Origin of the sequence: Catellatospora vulcania, from assembly GCF_009720385.1 — a bacterium.
GTDB lineage: Bacteria > Actinomycetota > Actinomycetes > Mycobacteriales > Micromonosporaceae > Catellatospora > Catellatospora vulcania.
Genome location: NZ_WARX01000017.1, coordinates 130,146 through 151,776 on the forward strand (window position 1 = coordinate 130,146; position 21,631 = coordinate 151,776).

General features: G+C 70.4%; 20 protein-coding genes. 9 read left to right on the plus strand and 11 right to left on the minus strand.

Features of this window, described 5'->3' with window-relative positions; translation table 11 throughout:
- Positions 1-35: 35 nt before the first annotated feature.
- Genes F6W97_RS32460 through F6W97_RS41060 form a run of 3 tightly spaced genes read right to left on the minus strand, consistent with a single transcriptional unit; the run spans position 36 to position 2,003 of the window.
- Complete coding sequence (locus tag F6W97_RS32460; protein ID WP_155374365.1) at positions 36-485, minus strand: GNAT family N-acetyltransferase; 450 nt, start codon at positions 483-485, stop codon at positions 36-38.
- The gene (locus tag F6W97_RS32465; RefSeq protein ID WP_155374366.1) at positions 482-1,453 is read right to left on the minus strand and encodes a tetratricopeptide repeat protein; all 972 of its coding nucleotides are present in this window, start codon (positions 1,451-1,453) and stop codon (positions 482-484) included. The genes F6W97_RS32460 and F6W97_RS32465 overlap by 4 nt, the downstream gene beginning before the upstream one ends.
- Before the next feature lie 58 nt (positions 1,454-1,511).
- The gene (locus F6W97_RS41060) at positions 1,512-2,003 is read right to left on the minus strand and encodes a 4a-hydroxytetrahydrobiopterin dehydratase (protein WP_230687160.1); all 492 of its coding nucleotides are present in this window, start codon (positions 2,001-2,003) and stop codon (positions 1,512-1,514) included.
- A gap of 21 nt (positions 2,004-2,024) precedes the next feature.
- Here F6W97_RS41060 and F6W97_RS32475 point away from each other — a divergent pair, with 21 nt between their 5' ends.
- A complete protein-coding gene (locus F6W97_RS32475) occupies positions 2,025-2,447 on the plus strand; it encodes a (deoxy)nucleoside triphosphate pyrophosphohydrolase (protein WP_407924632.1) in 423 nt (140 codons plus the stop codon).
- A gap of 130 nt (positions 2,448-2,577) precedes the next feature.
- On the opposite strand, the gene F6W97_RS32480 is transcribed toward F6W97_RS32475, so the two are convergent.
- The 6 genes from F6W97_RS32480 to F6W97_RS32505 form a co-directional block, all read right to left on the minus strand.
- Positions 2,578-3,273, minus strand: a complete 696-nt coding sequence (locus F6W97_RS32480) for a DUF559 domain-containing protein (RefSeq protein WP_230687162.1) — start codon at positions 3,271-3,273, stop codon at positions 2,578-2,580.
- 394 nt (positions 3,274-3,667) lie between these two features.
- Positions 3,668-4,663, minus strand: coding sequence for a succinate dehydrogenase/fumarate reductase iron-sulfur subunit (locus F6W97_RS32485; RefSeq protein WP_155374368.1), 996 nt, complete (start codon positions 4,661-4,663; stop codon positions 3,668-3,670).
- Positions 4,660-6,546: a fumarate reductase/succinate dehydrogenase flavoprotein subunit gene (locus tag F6W97_RS32490; RefSeq protein WP_155374369.1), complete on the minus strand. Its 1,887-nt coding sequence runs from the start codon at positions 6,544-6,546 to the stop codon at positions 4,660-4,662. Before F6W97_RS32490 ends, F6W97_RS32485 begins: the two co-directional genes overlap by 4 nt.
- A gap of 19 nt (positions 6,547-6,565) precedes the next feature.
- Positions 6,566-7,375, minus strand: a complete 810-nt coding sequence (locus tag F6W97_RS32495) for a hypothetical protein (RefSeq protein ID WP_155374370.1) — start codon at positions 7,373-7,375, stop codon at positions 6,566-6,568.
- A gap of 348 nt (positions 7,376-7,723) precedes the next feature.
- Entirely contained in the window at positions 7,724-9,037 is a 1,314-nt protein-coding gene (locus tag F6W97_RS32500; protein ID WP_155374371.1) for a TldD/PmbA family protein, read from the minus strand.
- A gap of 64 nt (positions 9,038-9,101) precedes the next feature.
- Complete coding sequence (locus F6W97_RS32505; RefSeq protein ID WP_155374372.1) at positions 9,102-10,538, minus strand: TldD/PmbA family protein; 1,437 nt, start codon at positions 10,536-10,538, stop codon at positions 9,102-9,104.
- Between the two features lie 240 nt (positions 10,539-10,778).
- On the opposite strand from F6W97_RS32505, the gene F6W97_RS32510 reads away from it, so the two are divergent.
- The 6 genes from F6W97_RS32510 (at position 10,779) to F6W97_RS32535 (ending at position 17,484) form a co-directional block, all read left to right on the plus strand.
- On the plus strand, positions 10,779-11,828 hold the full coding sequence (locus F6W97_RS32510; RefSeq protein ID WP_155374373.1) for an ABC transporter ATP-binding protein: 1,050 nt from the start codon (positions 10,779-10,781) through the stop codon (positions 11,826-11,828).
- The gene (locus F6W97_RS32515; protein WP_196279423.1) at positions 11,825-12,838 is read left to right on the plus strand and encodes an ABC transporter ATP-binding protein; all 1,014 of its coding nucleotides are present in this window, start codon (positions 11,825-11,827) and stop codon (positions 12,836-12,838) included. The genes F6W97_RS32510 and F6W97_RS32515 overlap by 4 nt, the downstream gene beginning before the upstream one ends.
- On the plus strand, positions 12,835-13,836 hold the full coding sequence (locus F6W97_RS32520) for an ABC transporter permease (RefSeq protein ID WP_155374374.1): 1,002 nt from the start codon (positions 12,835-12,837) through the stop codon (positions 13,834-13,836). The genes F6W97_RS32515 and F6W97_RS32520 overlap by 4 nt, the downstream gene beginning before the upstream one ends.
- Before the next feature lie 10 nt (positions 13,837-13,846).
- Positions 13,847-14,833, plus strand: a complete 987-nt coding sequence (locus tag F6W97_RS32525; RefSeq protein ID WP_155374375.1) for an ABC transporter permease — start codon at positions 13,847-13,849, stop codon at positions 14,831-14,833.
- Positions 14,834-14,929: 96 nt separating this feature from the next.
- Positions 14,930-16,660, plus strand: coding sequence for an ABC transporter substrate-binding protein (locus tag F6W97_RS32530; protein WP_155374376.1), 1,731 nt, complete (start codon positions 14,930-14,932; stop codon positions 16,658-16,660).
- Between the two features lie 314 nt (positions 16,661-16,974).
- Positions 16,975-17,484, plus strand: a complete 510-nt coding sequence (locus tag F6W97_RS32535) for a hypothetical protein (RefSeq protein ID WP_155374377.1) — start codon at positions 16,975-16,977, stop codon at positions 17,482-17,484.
- 184 nt (positions 17,485-17,668) lie between these two features.
- On the opposite strand, the gene F6W97_RS32540 is transcribed toward F6W97_RS32535, so the two are convergent.
- Positions 17,669-19,252 carry a S9 family peptidase gene (locus F6W97_RS32540; protein WP_230687163.1) on the minus strand — a complete coding sequence of 528 codons (1,584 nt, stop codon included), beginning with the start codon at positions 19,250-19,252 and terminating at the stop codon, positions 17,669-17,671.
- Positions 19,253-19,452: 200 nt separating this feature from the next.
- On the opposite strand from F6W97_RS32540, the gene mshB reads away from it, so the two are divergent.
- Entirely contained in the window at positions 19,453-20,331 is an 879-nt protein-coding gene (gene mshB, locus F6W97_RS32545; RefSeq protein WP_155374379.1) for an N-acetyl-1-D-myo-inositol-2-amino-2-deoxy-alpha-D-glucopyranoside deacetylase, read from the plus strand.
- Positions 20,328-20,759, plus strand: a complete 432-nt coding sequence (locus F6W97_RS32550; RefSeq protein WP_155374380.1) for a hypothetical protein — start codon at positions 20,328-20,330, stop codon at positions 20,757-20,759. Before mshB ends, F6W97_RS32550 begins: the two co-directional genes overlap by 4 nt.
- A gap of 61 nt (positions 20,760-20,820) precedes the next feature.
- On the opposite strand, the gene F6W97_RS32555 is transcribed toward F6W97_RS32550, so the two are convergent.
- Complete coding sequence (locus tag F6W97_RS32555; RefSeq protein ID WP_155374381.1) at positions 20,821-21,576, minus strand: bestrophin-like domain; 756 nt, start codon at positions 21,574-21,576, stop codon at positions 20,821-20,823.
- Between the last annotated feature and the right edge of the window lie 55 nt (positions 21,577-21,631).

The window sequence follows — 21,631 nt, forward strand, 5'->3', positions numbered from 1 at the left end:
GATCCCGTTTGCGGCGCCTGCGCGGCTGCGGCCCGTCAGCGCTCGTCGCGCAGGACGTAGCGCAGGAAGCCGCTGTGCGGGGTGTACCGGTCGTAGAGGGCCCGCGCCCGGTAGTTGTTCTCCCTGGTCTGCCAGTAGAGCGTCGCCCAGCCGCGGGCCCTGCTCTCCGCCCGCAGCCAGTCGATCAGCGCAGCGCCGCAGCCGCGGGCGCGGGCGGCCGGGTCGACATACAGGTCCTGCAGGTAGCAGGACGGGGTGAGGGCGGAGGTGTTCTCGTGCACCAGGTAGTTCGCGATGCCGATGACGTGCCCGCCGGACTCGGCGACCACCGCGTGCACCGGTACGCCGTCATCGTGGATACGCGCCCACAGGTGCCGGGTGATGGCCTCGTCGGGCTCGCGCTCGTAGAAACGCGTGTACGCGTCCCACAGCTCGCGCCAGCGGCGCTCGTCGGCGGGCGTGACGGGCCGGACGACAAGGTTCACCGCAGGTCCTCCACGGGAGTGACAGCACGATCTGACGTGATCTCGGCAAGCAGTCGCTCGGCGTCGGCCCGGCGGCGCTGGTGCAGGGCGTCACCGGGCCCGGCGAGCTTCGAGAACCGGTCGACAGACTCCCGGGCCAGGTCCAGGGCCTGCCCGTCGCCTTGCCGGTGCCCGGCGTAGGCCGCGATGTAGCAGGTCAGCGCGATGCCTTCGCCGTCGACGATGATCTTCTCCTGGTCCAGCCGGCGGAACGTCTCCAGCGCGGTGCGCGCGGCCGCGCGGCCGTCGAGACCGCTGTCGGTCTGGGCCAGGGCGAGCGCCGCGTGTGTCCAGCCACGGCCCGCCTGCACGAACGGCTGAGGCGCCGGAGGGGTACTCAGTTCGAGGTGCACCGCCCGCGTGGCCATCGCGAGCGCAGCCGGTGTGTCGCCGACCCGGCGCAGCACCATGCTGGCGTTGGCCGCGAACAGGACACGGCCGTGGGGGTCGCTGCCGTCAGCGTCCGCGATCACGACCGACTGTTGGAGGTGTCTGCACGCCGCGTCGTCGTCGCCGAGCCGGGCCAGCGTGCGGCCCAGCGCGAAGAGGGCATGGGCGCGCGGCATGCCGGTCGGGTAGAGCGTCGCGCTGAGTTCTACGGCCTCGGCCGCTGCCGCCCGTGCCGCGTCGGTGCGACCGACGGTCAGCGCTTCGTTGCAATGCTGGATGAGCAGGCTGATGAGGGCTGTCACCCGGCCCTGGCTGCGCCGGCCCCGACGCAGCCGGTCGGCTTCGTGCGTGAGCAGTGCCAGCCCGGCGTCGACCTGTCCGCTGTCGATCAGCTCCTCGGCGCGGTCGCCGATGGACGCCACACGCCGCCGGTTTCGCCGGCGCAGGAACGCCGTGACCGGCAAGAGCAGGGCGAAGGGCAGGCAGAGCAGGCCTGGTCCCATGAAGAACAGCTCGAAGAGGTCCGCGCCGGAGGGCATGGCCCGTGAGCCTAGCCGTCACGCCGGGGTGGCGTGAGCCGCGTCACGGGGTGCTGATCTACTGGTTCAGCGATTGGTAGGCGGCCTCGACGCGGGCGGCCATGCCGATCTCCGCTGAGGTGAGCGTGCCGTTGTCGCCGGCGCAGAGCTGGATCTGGGTGCGGCCGTCCAGGCGGCGGATGTGGGGGCGCACCCCGAAGGTGTCCGCCGCGACCGAGATGTGCTCGGTCAGCACGGCATGTTCGGTGTCGTCGAGGGGAAGGGTGCGTTTGAGGCAGTCGCCCTCGTGCACCCAGCCGGAGAGTTGGGAAAGTGCGTCGCTGAGGTAGTCGCGTCGTCGGCCCCGTTTCCAGACCGCGCCCATCAGCACCTCCGATACCTCCCACGCGGCGATATCGGCTTGTGGCCGAATCTTGTCCGCACCGACACTTCGGTGAGACCTATCCTGCCTTCTATCGTGGCGCGTGTCCACGCGAACAAAACCGACTTCCTGCACTTCACGGGACGCTGTGTGCAGCGCGGACTCGCTTGGTGACACCGCGTTCACCATGAACGCGGTTTGTCTGGCACGCTGTCCGCCGTGCCTAACTTCTCCTCCGAGATCCGAATCATCGTCGGTGCAGCCATCATCGCCGACGGGCGCGTGCTGGCCTGTGAGCGTTCCGAACCGGCCGAGGTGGCCGGACGGTGGGAGTTTCCTGGCGGAAAGGTGGAGCCGGGTGAAACGGAGCATGACGCGCTCGTCCGCGAGTGCGAGGAGGAGCTGGGCGTGGTCGTCGAGGTCGGCGAGCGCGTCGGCCAGGACGTCATGCTCGGCCACGGCCGCGCGGTCCTCAAGGTCTACACCGCCCGCCTGGTCGAGGGCATCCCCCAGCTGATCGAGCACGCCGAGTTCCGCTGGCTCGCCGCCCACGAACTCCACACCGTGCCGTGGCTCCCGGCCGACGCGCCCATCGTCGCCGCCCTCCCGAAATTCATGAACGACCCCGCCTGACCCCACCCCAAGACCACGACGATCTTGCGTGAACTGTGGGTATGACACACGCAAAACGGTCATATCCATAACCGTTCGCGCAAGATCGTCGCGATCTTGAGGAGGCGGGGAGGCGGGGAGGCGGGAGGGGTCAAGGGGTGAGGAGGAGGGGGCGGAGGGTGGTGAGGATGCGGGTGGGGTGGTGGTAGAGGTCGGCGTCGGTGAAGTGGCGCATGCGCCAGCCTTGGGTGGCGAGCCAGTTGCTTCGGCGGCGGTCCTGGCGGAGGCGGTCGCGGGTCAGGTGGGAGGAGCCGTCGTACTCGATGCCGACCTGTAGGTCTTCGTAGCCGAGGTCGAGGCGGAAGCGGCCGACCTGGAGCTGCGGTTCGGGGTGGGGGAGTCCGCCGTCGATGACGACGAGGCGTAGCTGGCTTTCCTGGCGGCACTCGGCGCGTCCGTCGGCCAGGGGGACCAGCTCGCGGGCCTGGCAGACGCCGGGCAGGCCGCCGTGGGTGATCAGCTCGGCCGCGAGCAGCTCGAGGGTGACCGTGCCGGTGCGCAGCGCGGCGTCGAGGATCGGCAGGGCGTCGAGGCGGCGTACGACGCGGGCCAGGGTCACCGCGACTCGCTCGGGCGGCAGCACCGGAACGCCGTGCAGCCGGACCGGCGCGGGCAGCGGCAGGGCGGACTCGCCGGACCGCACTCCCACCAGGCGCGGGTGGGCACTGCCCTGCGGCACCGTCACGTGGATCAGCGGCGAAGGCGAGACTCCGAATCCGTACCACGCCGCGGCCGTCGGACCGGACAGCCGAGCGTCCTCGGGGAGCAGCGCGAACAGCGCCTGCACCCGACTGATCTCATCCGTGTCGAGGGCATAGGCGCCACGCCAGGGCCGACGCAGGTCACCGCGGCCACAAGCGGTCCGCACCCCCTGCACCGACACTCCCGCCGCGCGCAACTGCCGAAGCGTTCCAGGAACAGTCATGCCCCGCAGGCTGCCGCCACCCCGCCCTCAACCCCACCGCCCCAACCCCGCACCTGTGGACAACCCCACCCTTGTGGACAACCCCCACCCCACCCCGCCCCTGTGCTACGACCCAAAGCAAGATCGCGACGATCTTGCGCGAACTGTTATGGATATGACCGTTTAGTGCGTGTCATACCCACAGTCCACGCAAGATCGTCGCGATCTTGGCGGTGCGGTGCGGTGCGGGGCGGGGCCGGGCCGGGCCGGGCGGGGTTTAGCGCTCGGGGTGGTAGTAGTTCAGGGTGTTGGGGTTGATCGGGAACGTGATGTCGTCGCCGAAGGGGGACGCGGCGGCGGCCCGGTCGGAGAGCATTTCGTTCAGGTTTACGTGGCCGGCGGCGTTGACCTCGGCGGGCTGAGGGGGCCGGGTTTCGCGGCCGAAGTCGACCGGGGCCTGGCCGTCGGCGACCGTTACCGGGCCGGCGTGCACGGTGGGGCCGGCGGGCACGGTGGCGGCCAGCTGGTCACGGCGGAGAATCTTGCGTCCGAATACCACCAGCGGATCATAGCGGCGATCCACGACCCGTTCCTTCATGGGGATGATGGCGTTGTCGGTGATCTTGATGTGTTCGGGGCAGACCTCGGTGCAGCACTTGGTGATGTTGCAGTAGCCCAGGCCCTGGGACTGCTGCGCGATCTCCTTGCGGTCGTGGCGGGCGTCGAGCGGGTGCATGTCCAGCTCGGCGGCGCGGATGAACAGGCGCGGGCCGGAGAAGGCCGGCTTGTTCTCGTCGTGGTCGCGTACGACGTGGCAGGTGTTCTGGCAGAGGAAGCACTCGATGCACTTGCGGAACTCCTGCGAGCGCTCCACGTCGATCTGCTGCATCCGGTACTCGCCGGGGGCCAGGTCGGCCGGCGGCGCGAACGCGGGCATCTCCTGCGCCTTCGTGTAGTTGAAGGACACGTCGGTGACCAGGTCGCGGATCACCGGGAAGGTGCGCAGCGGCGTGATCGTGATGGTCTCGTCCTCCTCGAAGGTGGACATCCGGGTCATGCAGCCGAGGCGGGGCATGCCGTTGATCTCCATCGAGCAGGAGCCGCACTTGCCGGCCTTGCAGTTCCAGCGGCAGGCCAGGTCGGGTTCCTGGGTGGCCTGCAGCCGGTGGATGACGTCGAGCACGACCTCACCCTCGTTGACCTCGACCTTGTAGTCGTTGAGCTCGCCACCGGCCGCGTCGCCGCGCCAGACCTTGAATTGCCGGAGAGTCACGACAGCTCCTTGTCGGTCATGTACTTGGCCAGCTCGGACTTGTCGAACAGGGCGAGCAGGTCGGGGGTCATCGTGGGGATCGGCTGGTGGGTGAGGTCCACGTCGCCATCGGGGGTCAGCGCGCAGACCAGGTTGACCTGCCGCCACTTCGAGTCCATCTTCGGGAAGTCCTCGCGGGTGTGGCCGCCGCGCGACTCCTCGCGCTCCAGCGCCGCCTTGGCGGTGCACTCCGACACGACCAGCATGTTGCGCAGGTCGAGGGCGAGGTGCCAGCCCGGGTTGTAGCGGCGGCCGCCGGCCGCGCCGACCTTGCGGATGCGTTCGCGCAGCTCGGACAGCCGGGACAGGGACTCCTGCAGCTCGCCCTTGCGGCGGATGATGCCGACGAGGTCGCCCATCACGTCCTGAAGATCGCTCTGCAGGGTGTACGGGTTCTCGCCGCCGTCGCGCGCCAGAGGCGTGAGCGCCTCCTCGACCGCGGCGGCGACCTGCTTGTCGTCGACCTTGGGCCGCTTGGCGCCGAGGGTGTCGGTGTAGCTCGCCGCGTACTCGCCCGCGCGCTTGCCGAAGACCAGCAGGTCGGACAGGGAGTTGCCGCCGAGGCGGTTGGAGCCGTGCATGCCGCCGGACACCTCGCCGGCCGCGTACAGGCCGGGCACGCCCGCGGACGCGGTGTCCGGGTCGACCTCGACGCCGCCCATCACGTAGTGGCAGGTCGGGCCGACCTCCATGGGCTGCGTGGTGATGTCCACGTCGGCCAGTTCCTTGAACTGGTGGTACATGGACGGCAGCTTCTTGAGGATCTCGGCGGCGGGGCGGCGCGAGGCGATGTCGAGGTAGACGCCGCCGGCCTTGGTGCCGCGACCGGCCTTGACCTCGGAGTTGATGGCGCGGGCCACCTCGTCGCGGGGCAGCAGCTCGGGCGGACGCCGGTTGTTGTCCGGGTCGGTGTACCAGCGGTCGCCCTCTTCGGGGGTCTCCGCGTACTGCTTGCGGAACACGTCCGGGACGTACTCGAACATGAAGCGCTTGCCCTCGGTGTTCTTGAGGACGCCGCCGTCGCCGCGGACCGACTCGGTGACCAGGATGCCCCGCACCGACGGCGGCCACACCATGCCGGTCGGGTGGAACTGCAGGAACTCCATGTTGATCAGCTTCGCCCCGGCGCGCAGCGCCAGCGCGTGGCCGTCCCCGGTGTACTCCCACGAGTTCGAGGTGACCTTGTAGGAGCGGCCGACGCCGCCCGTGGCCAGCACCACGGCGGGGGCCTCGAACAGCACGAACTCGCCGGACTCGCGGTGGTAGCCGAACGCGCCCGCGATCCGCTTCTCGCCGCCGGTCTCGTCGAGCAGCAGCTCGGTGATGGTGCACTCGGCGAACACACGCAGGCGGGCGTCGTACGCGCCGTGCTGGGCCTTGTCCTCCTGCTGCAGCGACACGATCTTCTGCTGCAGGGTGCGGATCAGCTCCAGGCCGGTGCGGTCGCCGACGTGGGCCAGCCGCGGGTACTCGTGGCCGCCGAAGTTGCGCTGCGAGATCTTGCCGTCCTTGGTCCGGTCGAAGAGCGCGCCGTACGTCTCCAGCTCCCAGATCCGCTCCGGCGCCTCCTTGGCGTGCAGCTCGGCCATCCGGTAGTTGTTCAGGAACTTGCCGCCCCGCATGGTGTCGCGGAAGTGGACCATCCAGTTGTCGTTCGGGTTGACGTTGCCCATCGCGGCGGCGGCCCCGCCCTCGGCCATGACCGTGTGGGCCTTGCCGAACAGCGACTTCGAGATGATGGCGACCTTCTTGCCGGCCAGCCGGGCCTCGATCGCGGCGCGCAGACCCGCGCCGCCGGCGCCGATCACGACGACGTCGTACCAGTGCTTCTCAATGTTGATCATTTGTGACACCAATCCCGGCTCAGCCGATGAACCGCAGGTCGGGCCACCAGTTGGCGGCGAGACCCATGATGTAGAAGTCGGTGAGTGCCAGCGTCGCCAGCGTGATCCAGGCCAGGCCCATGTGCCGCGCGTTCAGCTTGGACACCCAGGTCCACAGCTTGTAGCGCACGGGGTGCTTGGAGAAGTGCTTGAGCCGGCCGCCGATGATGTGCCGGCAGGAGTGGCAGGAGGCGGTGTACGCCCACAGCATGATCACGTTGATCCACAGGATCACGTTGCCCAGGCCGAACCCGAAACCGCCGCCCGGCGAGTGCATCGCCAGGACCGCGTCCCAGGTGTTGATGAGCGAGATGAGGCCGGCCGCGTAGAAGGCGTAGCGGTGCGCGTTCTGGAAGATCAGCGGGAAGCGGGTCTCGCCGGAGTACGTCGCGTGGCCGTCGGGGACGGCGCAGGCCGGCGGGGACAGCCAGAACGACCGGTAGTACGCCTTGCGGTAGTAGTAGCAGGTCAGCCGGAAGAGCAGCAGGAACGGCAGGGACAACGCCGCGAACGGGATCAGCGGGTTGTCCGGGATGAACCGTCCGAACTCGGCGGCGGCCGGGTAGCAGCCCTTGGAGACGCAGGGGGAGTAGAACGGGGTCAGATAGTGGTACGCGTCGACCCAGTACAACTTCTGCATGAACACCCGGAACGTCGCGTAGGCGACCCAGGCGGTGAGACCAATGACCGTCAGCACCGGTGCGAGCCACCAGCGGTCGGTGCGCAACGTCTTGGCCTCGATCGCGGCGCGCGGTTTCGCGCCGGCCGGCCTCGTTGCCGTCGTCGTCATCTTCGTCGCTCCCTGAGATACGCAGTCGTGGGAACACGTGCGTGGATCAATCACGGACACGTTACGCCGAAAGATGTCGATCATGTGACTCGGGACACTGTGATGTGTCGCATCGTTCCCTTGTCGAGGGTCGCCACCAGCGGTAATGCGGCAATCCGAAGCCGATCCGCGCCCTTTCGCACGACCGGGCGACATCACCTGTGCGCGAGCAGCCAAGCTCGCTCGACCTGCCGGGAAGCCCATGCAAGGGCACTGTTGATCGCTCGACTTGCCAGGCAGGTGGGCGAATGCCGGTGCAAGATGCGCACAGGTGCCGGGCAAGTCGAGCGATCAAGGGCGGGCGCGGCGTCAGCCGCTGGCGTTGCCGGTGATGTTCCAGGAGGCCAGGTGCAGGGCCGGGGCGGTCCATGCGCCGAGGAACTGCCGCGACGGCTGCGGGACAGCCTCCGCGCTCACGCCGAGCACCGCGCCCGGCCCGAGGGCCTGCGGGTAGAGCTGGGTGAAGCGCATGTTGCGCACCGGCCGGGTCACCTCGCCGCCCTCGATCAGCCAGACGCCGTTGCGGGTCAGGCCGGTCAGCGCCAGCGTGCGCGGGTCGAGCACGCGGGTGTACCAGAGGTCGGTGATGAGCAGGCCGCGCTCGATCCGCGAGATCATCTCCTCGGGGCTGCTGCTCCCCGGCGCGAAGCCGAGGTTGTTCGGCATCGGACCCCAGGCGGCACTGCCCCCGTGGCCGGTGGAGGCGGCCCCGGCCGCTGCCGCGGTGCGCCGGTCGTGTGCGAGCGCCGTGGTCACACCCTTCTCGACCAGGGCGAGCCGGGTGCGCGGGGTGCCCTCGCCGTCGAACGGCTCGCGCGGGTCGTCGTAGAGGCTGATCGCCTCGTCGAACTGCGCCTCGCCCAGCCTGGCGAACGAGCGCCGCTCCTGGACCGCCTTGGCGTTGAAGCCGAACAGGGAGAAGTTGGTGAGCAGGTCAGCCACGGCCTCCGGTTCGAGGACCACCTCGTACCGGCCCGGCGGCAGCTCCACCGGGTCGGCCTGGGACCGGGCCTTGGCCGCGGCGCGGGCGCCCTGGGCCGCGCCGTCGAGGTCGGACAGCCGCACGCTGGAGCGGCGGGCCACCCCGTCGGCGCCGGCATCACGCGCGATGCCGTCCAGCTCCGCGGTCGTGGCCTGGGCGGACAGCGCCTGGCCGGCCGAGTTGCGGTAGACGCCGGACCAGTGGCCGGTCTGGCAGTAGCCGGCCGTCTCCAGGCCGCCCGCCGCCTCGACGAAGGCCTGCACCCGGGCCGCGCGGTCGTCGGGCGAGGCGTCCCGGGTCGCCTCGTCCACCGTGCCGGGCAGGGCGAGCGGGGCCGCCGGGGCCAGGCCCGGCCAGCCCGGATCGCGGGGGGCCGAGCGCACCGCGGCGGCGGTGCGGGCGACCAGCGAGGTGAGCCCTTCCGGGCTGGTCAGCGTGGTGGTCGTGCTGACCGTACGGCCGTCGAGGTGAGCGCGCAGCCGCACGGAGACGGTGTCCTCGGCGACGTTCTGATGGATGCGCGAGTTCGCGAACCGGGTCAGCGCCCGGTGCACCGCGTCCGCGGTCACGTCGATCTCGGCCCCGGGCAGCGCCCGCACCGCCAGCTCCAGCACCTGCTCGGCAGTCACAGAGACGTTCATGCCCGCTCCTCGCCGCGCTCGTCACCGGCAGGTGACCGGCTAATGATTCGCCCGCTGTGCTCGCTCATGCCCGCACCCCCACGCGCACGTTCTGGAAGCGGGCCGGGGCGCACGGGTGGCCGGTGTGCCCTACCTGGGTCGGCTGGCCCTTGCCGCAGTTGGGCGTGCCCCAGTTCTCGGTCTCACTGGACAGCATGTCCATCGACTGCCAGAACTTCGGCCCGATCCCGGTGTAGGTGGGATTGCGCAGCATCCGGCCCTTCTTCCCGTTCTTCACCTCGTACGCGATCTCGCAGCCGAACTGGAAGTTGAGCCGCTTGTCGTCGATGGACCAGGAGCGGTTGTGGTCCATGAACACGCCGTCGTCGGTCTCGGCGATGATCTGCTCCAGGGTGTGCGGGCCGGGTTCGAGGCCGACGTTGGTCATCCGCACCATGGGCAGCCGGGACCAGCCGTCGGCCCGTACGCTGCCGCCGTAGTCGAGCCCGGCCAGCGCCGCCGAGTCGCGCCCGGCGAGCACGCCGACCCAGATCCCGTCCTTGACGGCGTACCGCTTGGCCGCGGGCGTGCCCTCGTCGTCGAAGCCGAAGCTGCCCAGCGCGCCGGGCAGGGTCGGGTCGATGGTGACGTTCATCAGCTCCGAGCCGTAGCGCAGCGAGCCGAGCTGGGACAGGTCCAGCCAGGAGGTGCCGGCGAAGGCGGCCTCCCAGCCGAGGATCCGGTCCAGCTCGATGGCGTGCCCGACGGACTCGTGGATCTGCAGGAACAGCTGCTCGCTGCCGAGGATCAGCGCGGTCTCGCCGCTCGGGCACAGCGGCGCGGTCAGCAGCGCCCGCGACTCCTCGGCCAGGCGCGGGGCGTGCGCGAGCAGGTCCAGGCCCTGCACGAGCTCCCAGCCGCGGGTGCCGTACTGGCCGCGGGCGGCCGGGTAGGAGCGCACCTGCGTCTCGCCCTCGCCGATCGAGGTGGCCTGGATGCCCGCGCCGCACTCGCGTACGTGCTGGTCGATGCGGTGGCCCTCGCTGGAGACGAACCACTTGCGGGTGTCCCAGACCTGGTAGACGCCGGTGGCCTGGTCCGCGCCGTGCTCGACCATGGTCTTGGTGGCGTGGGTGAGCAGGTCGCCCTTGTCGGACAGCGGCACCGCGAGCGGGTCGATCAGGCACTCGCTGGCCCAGGTGGCGGTGCTGACCGTGGTCGGCACCAGGTCCACGCCCGGCCCGGCGACCCGGGCGCTGGCCTTGGCGATGGCCGTGGCGCGGGCACCGGCCAGCCGGGCCGCACTGTCGGACAGGTCCGGTACGGCGTAGAAGCCCCAGCTGGAGCCGACGAGCGCGCGTACGCCGATGCCGGCGGACTCGTCCGAGTTCAGTTCCTCGACCTCGCCGTTGCGGGCCTCCATCGACTCGTAGCGCTTGTGCATCACCCGCGCGTCGGCGTAGCGCGCACCCGCGTCCAGCGCCGCCGCCACCGCCGCCTCCGCGACGTCGAAAAAGCTCATGATCGCCACCCTAGTCCCGTGGTGACCGATCCGGCGCCCCTGCGTCGTGATCGTCGGACTTGCCAGGCAAACGGGGGAATCATGGGCACTCTTTCGCCCGTTTGCCAGGCAATTCGAGTGATCGATCCGGTGGTGTTAGCCAGTTGTTACGTAGCGCGTCTGTTGCCGACACGCCGGGGTCCGTTACCTTTTGCCGCACGAGTATGAAAGTTTTCTTCATCAGCAGGGACGGGAGCGGCAATGACGCACGACGCTGCAAGCCCCCCGTACCTGCAGGTCGACGACCTGCGGGTGCGCTTCAACACCGCCGACGGCGAGGTCCGGGCGGTGGACGGGGTGAGCTTCGGCCTCCAGAGAGGGCGGACGCTCGGCATCGTCGGCGAATCCGGCTCGGGCAAGAGCGTCACGAGTTTAGCGGTCATGGGCCTGCACGATCCGGCCCGTACCCGCATCACCGGCGGCATCTCGCTGGGCGGCCGGCAACTGGTCGGGCTGTCCGACGGCGAGATGCGCAAGCTGCGCGGCCGTGACGTCGCCATGATCTTCCAGGACCCGCTGTCGGCGCTGCACCCGTTCTACACGGTGGGCCGGCAGCTGGTGGAGGCGTACCGCACGCACCATCCCGAGGCGTCGAAGGCGCAGGCCCGCAAGCGCGCCGTGGACATGCTCGACCGGGTGGGCATCCCGCAGCCGGACCGGCGCTTCGCCCAGTACCCGCACGAGTTCTCCGGCGGCATGCGCCAGCGCGTGATGATCGCGATGTCGCTGATGAACGACCCGGCCCTGCTCATCGCCGACGAGCCGACCACGGCCCTCGACGTGACCGTGCAGGCGCAGATCCTCGACCTGCTCGCCGACCTGCAGCGCGAGTTCCACAGCGCGATCGTGCTGATCACCCATGACCTCGGCGTGGTCAGCCAGGTGGCCGACGAGGTGCTGGTCATGTACGGCGGCCGGGCCGTCGAACACGGCACGGTGGCGCAGGTGATGCGCGGGCCGCAGCACCCGTACACGTGGGGCCTGCTGGCCAGCATCCCGAGCCTGCACGGCGACCCCGAGGTCGACCTCAAGCCGATCAAGGGCAACCCGCCCAGTCTCATCAACGTGCCGAGCGGCTGCGCGTTCCACCCGCGCTGCGCGTACGCGATGAAGCCCGAGCCCTGTGCGGCCCAGGTGCCGCAGCTGCTCGCGGTGCAGGCCGACGGCCACCGGGTGGCCTGCCACCTGCCCGAGCAGCAGCGCATCGACATCTACACCGACGAGATCGCACACGTGGGGGTGGCCCAGTGAGTGAAGCCTTGCTCAAGGTGCGGGGGCTGACCAAGCATTTCGCCGTGCGCCAGGGTGCGACCGGGGCCAAGGCCTCGGTGCGCGCCGTGGACGGGCTGGACTTCGACGTGCACGCCGGCGAGACGCTGGGCCTGGTCGGGGAGTCGGGCTGCGGCAAGACGACCACCGGCCGGATGCTGGTGCGCCTGCTGGAGCCCACCGCGGGCAGCATCGAGTTCCAGGGCCGCGACATCACCACGCTGGGCCGCCGGGCGATGCGCCCGCTGCGGCAGGACCTGCAGATCATCTTCCAGGACCCGTACTCGTCGCTGAACCCGCGGCACACCGTCGGCAAGATTGTGGCGATGCCGCTGGAGGTCAACGGCATCAAGCCGGCGGGCGGCGTGAAAGCCCGGGTGCAGGAGCTGCTGGAGCTGGTCGGCCTCAACCCCGAGCACTACAACCGCTTCCCGCACGAGTTCTCCGGCGGCCAGCGCCAGCGCATCGGCATCGCGCGGGCGCTCGCGCTGCGCCCGAAGCTGATCGTCGCCGACGAGCCGGTCTCCGCGCTGGACGTGTCTATCCAGGCGCAGGTGGTGAACCTGCTGCGGGAGCTGCAGCGGGAGCTGGACCTGGCCTTCGTCTTCATCGCGCACGACCTGGCGATCGTGCGCCACTTCAGCCGGCGCGTCGCCGTGATGTACCTGGGCAAGGTCGTCGAGATCGGCGACCGGGCCGACATCTACGAGCGGCCGCGGCACCCGTACACCAAGGCGCTGCTGTCGGCGGTGCCGGACGTGACCGCGTTCGGCGAGCAGCGGCAGCGCATCCGGCTCACCGGCGACGTGCCGACCCCGCTGAACCCGCCGTCCGGCTGCCGCTTCCGCACCCGCTGCTGGAAGGCGCAGGACGTGTGCGCCGCCGAGGAGCCGCCGCTGATCGCCCGCGAGGGCAGCGCCCAGCAGGTGGCCTGCCACTTCCCAGAGGCAGTGGGCGTTACATCCGAGCACGTGAGCGAGGTGGCCGCATGAGCCTGTCGCAGATCGAGACGGACGCCGCGGGCGTCGACGCGACCGCGGTGCCGGTCGCACCGCAGCCCGGCATGGTCGGCCGCTCACCTGGCCGGCTGGCCTGGGCCCGGCTGCGGGCCAACCGCACCGCGATGGTCAGCGGCTGGATCATGGTGTTCTTCATCGTGCTCGGGCTGGCCGCGCCACTGATCGAGCTGGTGTACGGCATCAGCCCGTTCGAGCAGTTCCAGGACAAGATCGCCAACAACAGCCTGCCGCTGGGCTACTTCGGCGGCGTCTCCGGCGAGCACTGGTTCGGCCTGGAGCCGCAGCTCGGCCGCGACATCTTCATCCGCCTGGTGTACGGCCTGCGCACCTCGCTGTTCATCGCGACCTCGGCCGCGCTGCTGACCACGGCGCTGGGCATCGTGCTGGGCATCGTCTCCGGCTACCTGGGCGGCTGGATCGACGGGGTGATCAGCTGGGTCATCGACTTCGCGCTGGCGCTGCCGTTCCTCATCTTCGCGCTGGCGATCATGCCGACGGTGACCGCGCGCTTCTACGGGCCGCGCGACGAGATCCCGGTGCCGTTCCGGATCGGAGTGATGATCTTTCTGTTCGCGCTGTTCGGCTGGACCGGCACGGCTCGGCTGGTGCGCGGCCAGGTGATCTCGCTGCGCGAGCGGGAGTTCGTGGAGGCGGCCCGCGCGAGCGGCGCCGGCCTGTTCCACATCCTGTTCCGCCAGCTGCTGCCGAACCTGTGGGCGCCGATCCTGGTGTCGTTCTCGCTGGCGGTGCCGGGCTACATCACCGGCGAGGCGGCCCTGTCCTTCCTCGGCATCGGCGTGGTCGACCCCACCCCGGACTTCGGCGTGATGATCAACAAGAGCCTGAGCTACGCGCAGACCGATCCGGCGTACCTCATCTTCCCGGGCGTGGTGATCTTCCTGCTGGTGCTGGCGTTCAACCTGTTCGGCGACGGCCTGCGCGATGCGCTCGACCCCAAGTCGTCCCGGTAGGAGGCACGAGATGCTGCGATTCCTGATCAAGCGCCTGCTGCTCGGCGCGCTGACGATGTTCGCCGTGAGCCTGGTGGCCTTCGGCATGTTCTTCATGCTGCCGCGCGACGCGGTGGCCACCATGTGCGTGAAGAACTGCAACCCCGAGCGGCTGGAGCGGGTGCGCGTCGAGCTGGGTCTGAAGGACCCGCTGGTCGACCAGTACACCGGCTACATGAAGGGCATCTTCGTGGGCCGGGACCTGGGCAGCGCGCAGGGCGGCTTCTGTGACGCGCCGTGCCTGGGCTACTCGTACACCAGCAGCGAGGAGGTCTCCGACATCTTCGCCCGGGTGCTCCCGGTGACCCTGAGCATCGTCATCCCGGCGGCCGTGCTGTGGCTGGGTCTGGGCATCGGCCTGGGCATGGTCTCGGCGCTGCGGCGCGGCACCGTCTTCGACCGCCTGGCCATCGGCTTCTCGCTGACCGGCGCGTCCATGCAGCTCTACTTCGTGGGCGGCATGTTGATGATCATCTTCGTGTACACCCTGAAGATCCTGCCGGTGCCGCACTACACCTCGCTCTGGGACGACCCGCTGGACTGGGCGAGCGGGCTGGTGCTGGCCTGGGTGGCGCTGGCCTTCCTCTTCTCCGCGGTCTATGCCCGGCTGTCCCGGGCCCAGATGCTGGAGACGCTGGCCGAGGACTTCGTGCGCACCGCGCGGGCCAAGGGCCTGACCAAATCGCGGGCGTACGGGCGGCACGCGCTGCGCGCGGCGATCACCCCGATCGTGACCATCGCCGGGCTGGACATCGGCGGCGCGCTCGGCGGCACCGTGATCACCGAGACCACCTTCGGCATCCAGGGCCTGGGCCGCACCGCCGTCGAGGCGGTCCGCCTCGGCGACCTTCCGACGATCATGGCGACCGTGCTCATCTCGGCGGTCTTCATCGTCGTCGCCAACATCGTGGTCGACCTGCTCTACGCGGTCATCGACCCGCGGGTGCGGCTCGGTTAGCGCACCCGTCCGCCGTACGAAGAGGTATGGCGAAATCCATCAATCACTGCTACACATTTCGTAAGTTTCCTTCACACCACCGGCACGGGAGTGAATATGAGATCCAGAGCGGTACTGGCAGCGGGAGGCGTGCTCGCGCTGACCGTGGCCCTGGGCGCGTGCAGCGAGAACAAGAACACCGAGAACAACGTCGACACCGACCGCCAGTCGACCGGCGTGATCGCGACGGACCCGAAGGACTCGATGGGCCCCGCCCCCGAGGTCGCGGGCGCCAGCAAGGGTGGCACGTTCACCGTCATCCGGCAGACCAAGATCTCGCACATGGACCCGCAGCGCGTCTACTCGTTCGTGGGCCTCAACACCGCCCCGCTTTACGCCCGCTTCCTGACCACCTGGAAGGACGACGGCAAGGGCAACGTCGTGCTGGTCGGCGACCTCGCGGAGACTCCCGGCGTCAACGTGAACAAGGACTGCAAGGTCTGGGAATTCAAGATCAAGGACGGGGTGAAGTTCGAGGACGGCAGCGCGATCACCTCCAAGGAGATCGCCTACGGCATCGCCCGCTCGTTCGACCCGGACCTGGCCGGCGGCCCGACCTACATCCAGGAGTGGCTGGCCGACGACGCGGCCTTCGACACCAAGTGGGACTTCAAGGCCAACAAGACCTCGCTGCCCCCGGGCCTGACCACCCCGGACGCCAAGACGCTGCGGTTCGAGTTCGCCAAGGCGCACTGCGACCTGCCGTTCGCGGCCTCGCTGCCGGCCACCGCGCCGCTGCCGCCGGCCAAGGACACCGGCGTCGAGCTGGACAACAAGCCGTTCTCGTCCGGCCCGTACAAGCTGGTCCAGAACACGGTCGGCGTGGAGATGGTGTTCGAGCGCAACGAGCACTGGGACGCCAACACCGACGCGGTGCGCCACCAGTACCCGGACAAGTTCGTCTACAAGTTCGGCCCGAACGCCGAGGCACAGACCAACCGGCTCATCGCCGACGGCGCCGACGACCAGGCCACGCTCGGCTGGAACGGCGTGGACTCCTCGCTGGTGGCCAAGGTCGCCGGGGACTCCGCGCTGATGGGACGCACGCTGCGTGAGCCCACCCCGAGCGCGTGGCGGCTGTCCATCAACACCCAGCGGGTGCCGGACCTGACGGTCCGCCAGGCGCTCAACTACGCCATCGACCGTCCCGGCATGGTCAAGGCTGCCGGTGGCGACCTGAAGGTGGCCGCGCTGACCACCCTGATGCCGCCGTCGACCCTGGGCTTCAAGAAGTTCGACGCCTACCCGTCCGACATCGAGAAGGCGAAGACCACGCTGGCCGGCAAGACCCCCGAGCTGGTGCTGGTCATCGGCGACGACTCGGGCGCGCAGGAGCTGGGCACCCAGGTGAAGAACAACCTGGAGAAGGCCGGCTTCAAGATCACGATCAAGGTCATCCCGGCGGACAGCAAGCTGGACGAGACCAAGAAGAAGGACAACCCCTGGGACCTGTACCTGGACTCCTGGGCGGCCGACTGGCCGAGCGGCGCCGCGCTGCTGCCGGTCCTCTTCGACGGCCGTGGCATCAAGGCCGAGGGCAACAGCAACACGTCCTACATCAACAATGACGCGATCAACGCCGAGTTCGACCGCGTACTGGCCCTCGACCCGGCCGCCCAGGCGCCCGAGTGGGCCAAGCTCGACGAGCGGATCATGAAGGAGCTGGCTCCGGCCGTCCCGCTCTACGCGGACGTCATGTTCGTGATGCACGGCTCGAAGGTCGGTGGCGTCTACATCGACAGCATCTTCGGGTACCCCGCCTTCACCCGCGCCTTCGTCAAGCAGTAACGGCGCTCTGCTCCACCGGGCGGCACCCCTACCAGGGGTGCCGCCCTTTTCCGTCCCGGCGCGGCGGCCCAAGATCGCTGTTTCGGGTCAGGATCTGCGGTCTGACCACACTTTTCGACCCCAAACAGCGATCTTCGCGGGCCGGCGGCGGCGGTGGCGGGGCTGGCGGGCTGGGGAAACTTACTTTCGGGGGGTACGACGGCTGGCTTTCGGTGGGTGTGGAAGGGCCGCGACCTGCGGGATCGTAGGAAGTGCCCAGGGAGACGACGGAGTCGGCCAGGGCGCATCATCCGGTTCACGACGGGGGTCAGGTCATGGCATTCCGCACACGTCGCTTCGTTGTCCTCGCCACGCTCACCGCCGCGCTCGGCGCGCCGGCCCTCATGCACGCCGCCCCGGCACTCGCGGCCCCGCCGCCGCAGCTGGTGGTGGCCTCGCACGACACCAAGGCCGCCGAGAAGGCCGCGCAGAAGGCCGCCGCGGCACAGGGTGTCGCCGACGAGACCGCGATCCAGGCCAGGCTGTCGGCCCAGGCGGCAGCCAAGGCCAAGCAGCGGTACGCCGACGCCAGGCAGGCCGCCAAGGCTGCCGCCGCCCAGGTGCGCGCCGATATGAAGGCCCACCTCGACGGGGCGCGCATCGAGCAGGACGCGCACCTCGCCGACCAGGCCAAGCAGAGGGCCGCGACGGCTGCCGAGATCGCCGAGCAGGCGGCCGTGCAGGCCCGCGTCGACGCCAAGGCGGCCGAGAAGGCGCGTCAGAAGGCCGCCACCGCCGAGGAGATCGCCGAGCAGGCCGCCGTGAAGGCGCAGCTGGGCAGCTGAATCGGCCCCAAACCTCCGCCCACGCAACTGGCTGCGTGGGCGGAGCTCTCTCGCCGGCCCCTGTGCCGGGTCCCCACCCGCCCGGGGGCGGGCGCGGGCGCCGGAGCGGGCGTGGGTGTGGGCGGTGGCCTGGGCCTGGGCGTGGATGCGCGCGGATCCGGGCGTGGGCGCTTGGGCTGGAGGGTCAGGAATGGATCTCGGAGGGTTCGGTCTCCTGGATGATCACCGTGGGCGGCAGGTCCTCCAGGGCATGCCGGGCGTAGATCTCGCTGTCCAGCTCCGGTGGGCCGAGGTAGCGCTCGGCGAGCGGGGCCGGCAGCGTCGCCCAGTCCCACGGCTCGACAGCCACCGCCGCCCGCACCGTCTCCGGCCGCCGGGCCGCCAGCAGCGCGGCCAGCCATCCGCCGAAGCCCCGGCCGTACGCGGTGACCCGGGTCAGGTCCAGGTCGGAGTGTTTGTCGGCGATGATGCGCAGCGCCTCGGCGTGGTCGGCGACGGCCAGGTCGGCCACCCGCCGGTGGGTCACCTTCTCGAAGCTCGGCGACACTCCGACGGTGCCCCGGCCGTCGACCATCACCACCGCGAACCCGGCCTCGGCCCAGTGCCGGGCGGCCGTGAACGCGTCGTGGTCGTTGCGTACCTGCTGGTCGGTCGGGGTGTCCGGCAGGCACAGCAGCACCGGCAGGCGGCGGCCGAAGACGTGGCCGGGCGGGTACAGCACGGCGGTGGGCAGCCGCCGGTCGGTGACCCGGTCCAGCGCCGGGCGGTTCGTGGTCGCGGGCACCGGGCGGCGCGGGGTCAGCTCGGCCACCTGGTTCCCGGCGTGCCACACGGTGAGCTGGACGTCCTCGTCGTCGAGGCTGCGCAGGCCGGTCACCACCGTGTCGCCGCCGCAGGCGGCGCTGTGCCAGCCGGGCGCGCTGGTCAGCCGGTGCACCACCATGCCGCCGCTGGTGCTGCTGCGTACCCGGAACAGGTGCTGCTCGGCGGGTTCGCCCTCGCTGGCCTCGATGAGCAGGTCGCCCAGCTCGCCACCGGCCGAGCCGGGGCCGAGCCGTCCCACGACGCGCCGGACGTACAGGTTCGGCGGGGTGAGCAGGGTGCCGTCGGCGAACAGGCAGCGCGCGTCGTACCCGTCGTGGGAGATCTCGCCGCCGACCAGCACCCGGCCGTCGGCGAGGTGGCGCGGCGTGCCGGCGATGGGGTTGACCCAGCGCGGGTCGGCCAGCTCGGCGTGCACCTGGGTCTCCCCGGTGCGGCGGTCCACCGCCAGCACCAGGCCGTGCCCCTGCGAGCGGCGCAGCGCCGTGATCAGCGGGCCGCCGTCGGCCCAGCGGACCATGCCCAGGTACGGGTAGATCTCGCGGTCCCAGTGCACGTCGACCCAGCCGCCGTCGAGGTCCAGCAGGTGCAGCGAGACCTGCTCGCCGCTGCGCCGGGTGGCCAGGATGCTCTCCCCGTCGGGCGCCCACCACCAGCCGGTACGCCGGCCGAAGTAACCCGCGTGCGGATCGGCCTCGCCCCAGCGGACCCCGTCCGGCTCGCCGGCCAGCAGCTCGTCCACGCTGCCGGCGGCCACCCGCAGGGTGCCCTCGTGCAGGTAGGCGATGCGGCGGCCGGTCGGATCGGGCCGGGCCGTGTCGACCGGGCCCGGCGTGGACACCACGGTCACCCCGTCGGCGTCGCGGCGGTGCAATCGGCCGCCCGAGGTCCAGACGGTGACGGCGCCGGTGCGGTCGAAGGCGAAGTCGTCCACCGCCTCGGCCACGGTATGGACCCGGCCCGAAGCCGGTTCACACACGTCCAGCACGTGATCATGCAGGTGGCCCACCCGAAGGCCGTCAGCACTGACGGCTATGCGGTGGCCAGGCCCCGGACCGTCAGGCTGCTGCGCCTCCATGGCCGCGATGCTATCGACGCGGGAGGCAGGCGCGTGGCGGTTTGCCTGATGCGGGCTAGAGTGACCGGGTGGCTCGCAGCATCCTGTTCGTTCACGCGCATCCCGACGACGAGTCGATCGGCACCGGCGCGACCATGGCTCACTACGCGGCGCAGGGCGCACACGTCACGCTGGTGACGTGCACCCTCGGCGAGGAGGGCGAGATCCACGTGCCCGAGCTCGCGCAGCTGGAGGCCGCACAGGGCGACCAGCTCGGCGGATACCGGCTGTCCGAGCTGAAGAGCGCGCTGGCCGCGCTGGGGACCATCGACCACCGCATGCTCGGCGGAGCGGGCCGCTACCGCGACTCCGGCATGATGGGCACGCCCGCCAACGAGCACCCGCGCAGCTTCTGGGGGGCTGACCTCGAAGAAGCCTCGGCGCACCTGGTCGAGATCATGGACGAGGTGCGGCCGCAGATCGTCGTCACGTACGACGCGAACGGCTTCTACGGCCACCCTGACCACATCCAGGCCCACCGGGTCGCCATGCGCGCCTCCGAGATCGCCGCCGAGCGCGGCTTCGGCCCGTCCAAGATCTACTGGACGGCGATGCCGCTGAGCGTGCTGAAGGCCGGGGTCGAGGCGCTCGCCGACTCGACCGACAACCCGTTCGCCTCGGTCACCGACGTCGCCGACTTCCCGTTCGGCACGCCCGACGAGGAGGTCGCGGCCTGCATCGACGGGTCCGACCACCACGACGCCAAGGTCGCCGCGCTGAAGGCGCACGCCACCCAGATCCCGGAGACGTCCTGGCTCTACTCCATCGCCGGCAACTTCGGCCAGGAGTTCATGGGCGTCGAGCACTACACGCTGGCGCACGGGGTACGCGGTCGCGGCGACGGCCCGTACGGGTGGGAGACCGACCTGTTCAGCGGCCTGCCCGACGGCTCACCCGCCGCGCGGTGAAACTGCTCGACCTCGCCCTGCGCGGGATCGGTGGGCTGCTCGCGGTCTTCCTGGGCACCGCGTCGGCGGTGCTGGAGGCCGTGTACACGCCGTACCGCATCGGCGGGTGGCCCGCGGTGTGGCTGGTGCCGACAGCCCTACTGGTCAGCCTGTTCCTGAGCTGGTTCGGACGTGCGGTCACGGGCCTGGCCTGGGGCTGGTGGCTCGCCGCCGTGCCGTGGTTCCTGGTCATGATCTTCGCGGTGGGCGGCACCCAGGAGGGCGATCAGATCGCCGCATCCTGGCTCGGCTTGCTGGTGCTGGCCACGGGCGGCATCGGCTTCGTCGGCCCCGCCGCGTATCGCGCCGGCAAGCGCACCACCGCGCCACCACCGAGGACCGCCGCCCCGCAGCTGACCTCCCCTCAGCCCGGCCCGTACGCGCCTTGACGGCCCGGCCGCGGGCGGTGGCGCGCCTCGCGCCCGCCGCCCCGGCCTGTGACCGCGCGGCTCAGGTGCCCAGCCCGTCCAGGCGGGTGACCACGTTCTGGTACGCCGTCGACGGCACCCGTTCGGTGCTGGTGAACGGCTGCTCGATCTGGTGGATCGTGTACAGCAGCAACGTGATCATGCCGACCACGGCGGTGGTCATGGCGAGCTGCGTGCCGATGCTGTCGAACCGGAAGAACAGGATCGGCATCCCGGCCAGCAGCGCGCCGAACAGCAGCGCGAACCAGGTCACGTCGCCGATCCGCTTGTCCGCCAGGGCGAGCCGGTCCTCGCGGGCCTGCATCACCGCATGCACGGTGGCCTCCGGCGACTCCGCGTCGGCCGGGACCGGCACCCGCGCGGTCGCCGTGCGCAGGTCGTTGAGCAGGGTCCAGCCCTGCTCGCCGACGGGTTTGCCGGCGCGCAGCCGCGGCAGCTCCTGGTCGAGGATCTCGCGCAGGTAGGCGCGCGACAGCGTGTGGATCGCGGCGCGCACCTCCGGCGGGCCGGTCTCGGCAGCCCACGCCACTGATTGCACCGCCTGCGCCTCGCGGTAGGTGGCGTCCCGGGCGTCGTTGCCGATCTGCCACACGTCGATGAAGACGAACGCGGCGACCACGGCGTACAGCGTGCCGGTCATCGAGAACACGACGCTGAGCACGTCGTGGATGTCGGCGCGGCGGTCCGGGGGCCACGAGCGGCGGATGAACACCACGGCGATCGCAGCGGCGCTGCAGATGACGAGAAACCACAGGAGACCGCCCGCGTACGCCCGCATGAGTCCTCCAAAAACAGTATTCGCCCAAACGTGACGTTTAGGGCTATACAAGATG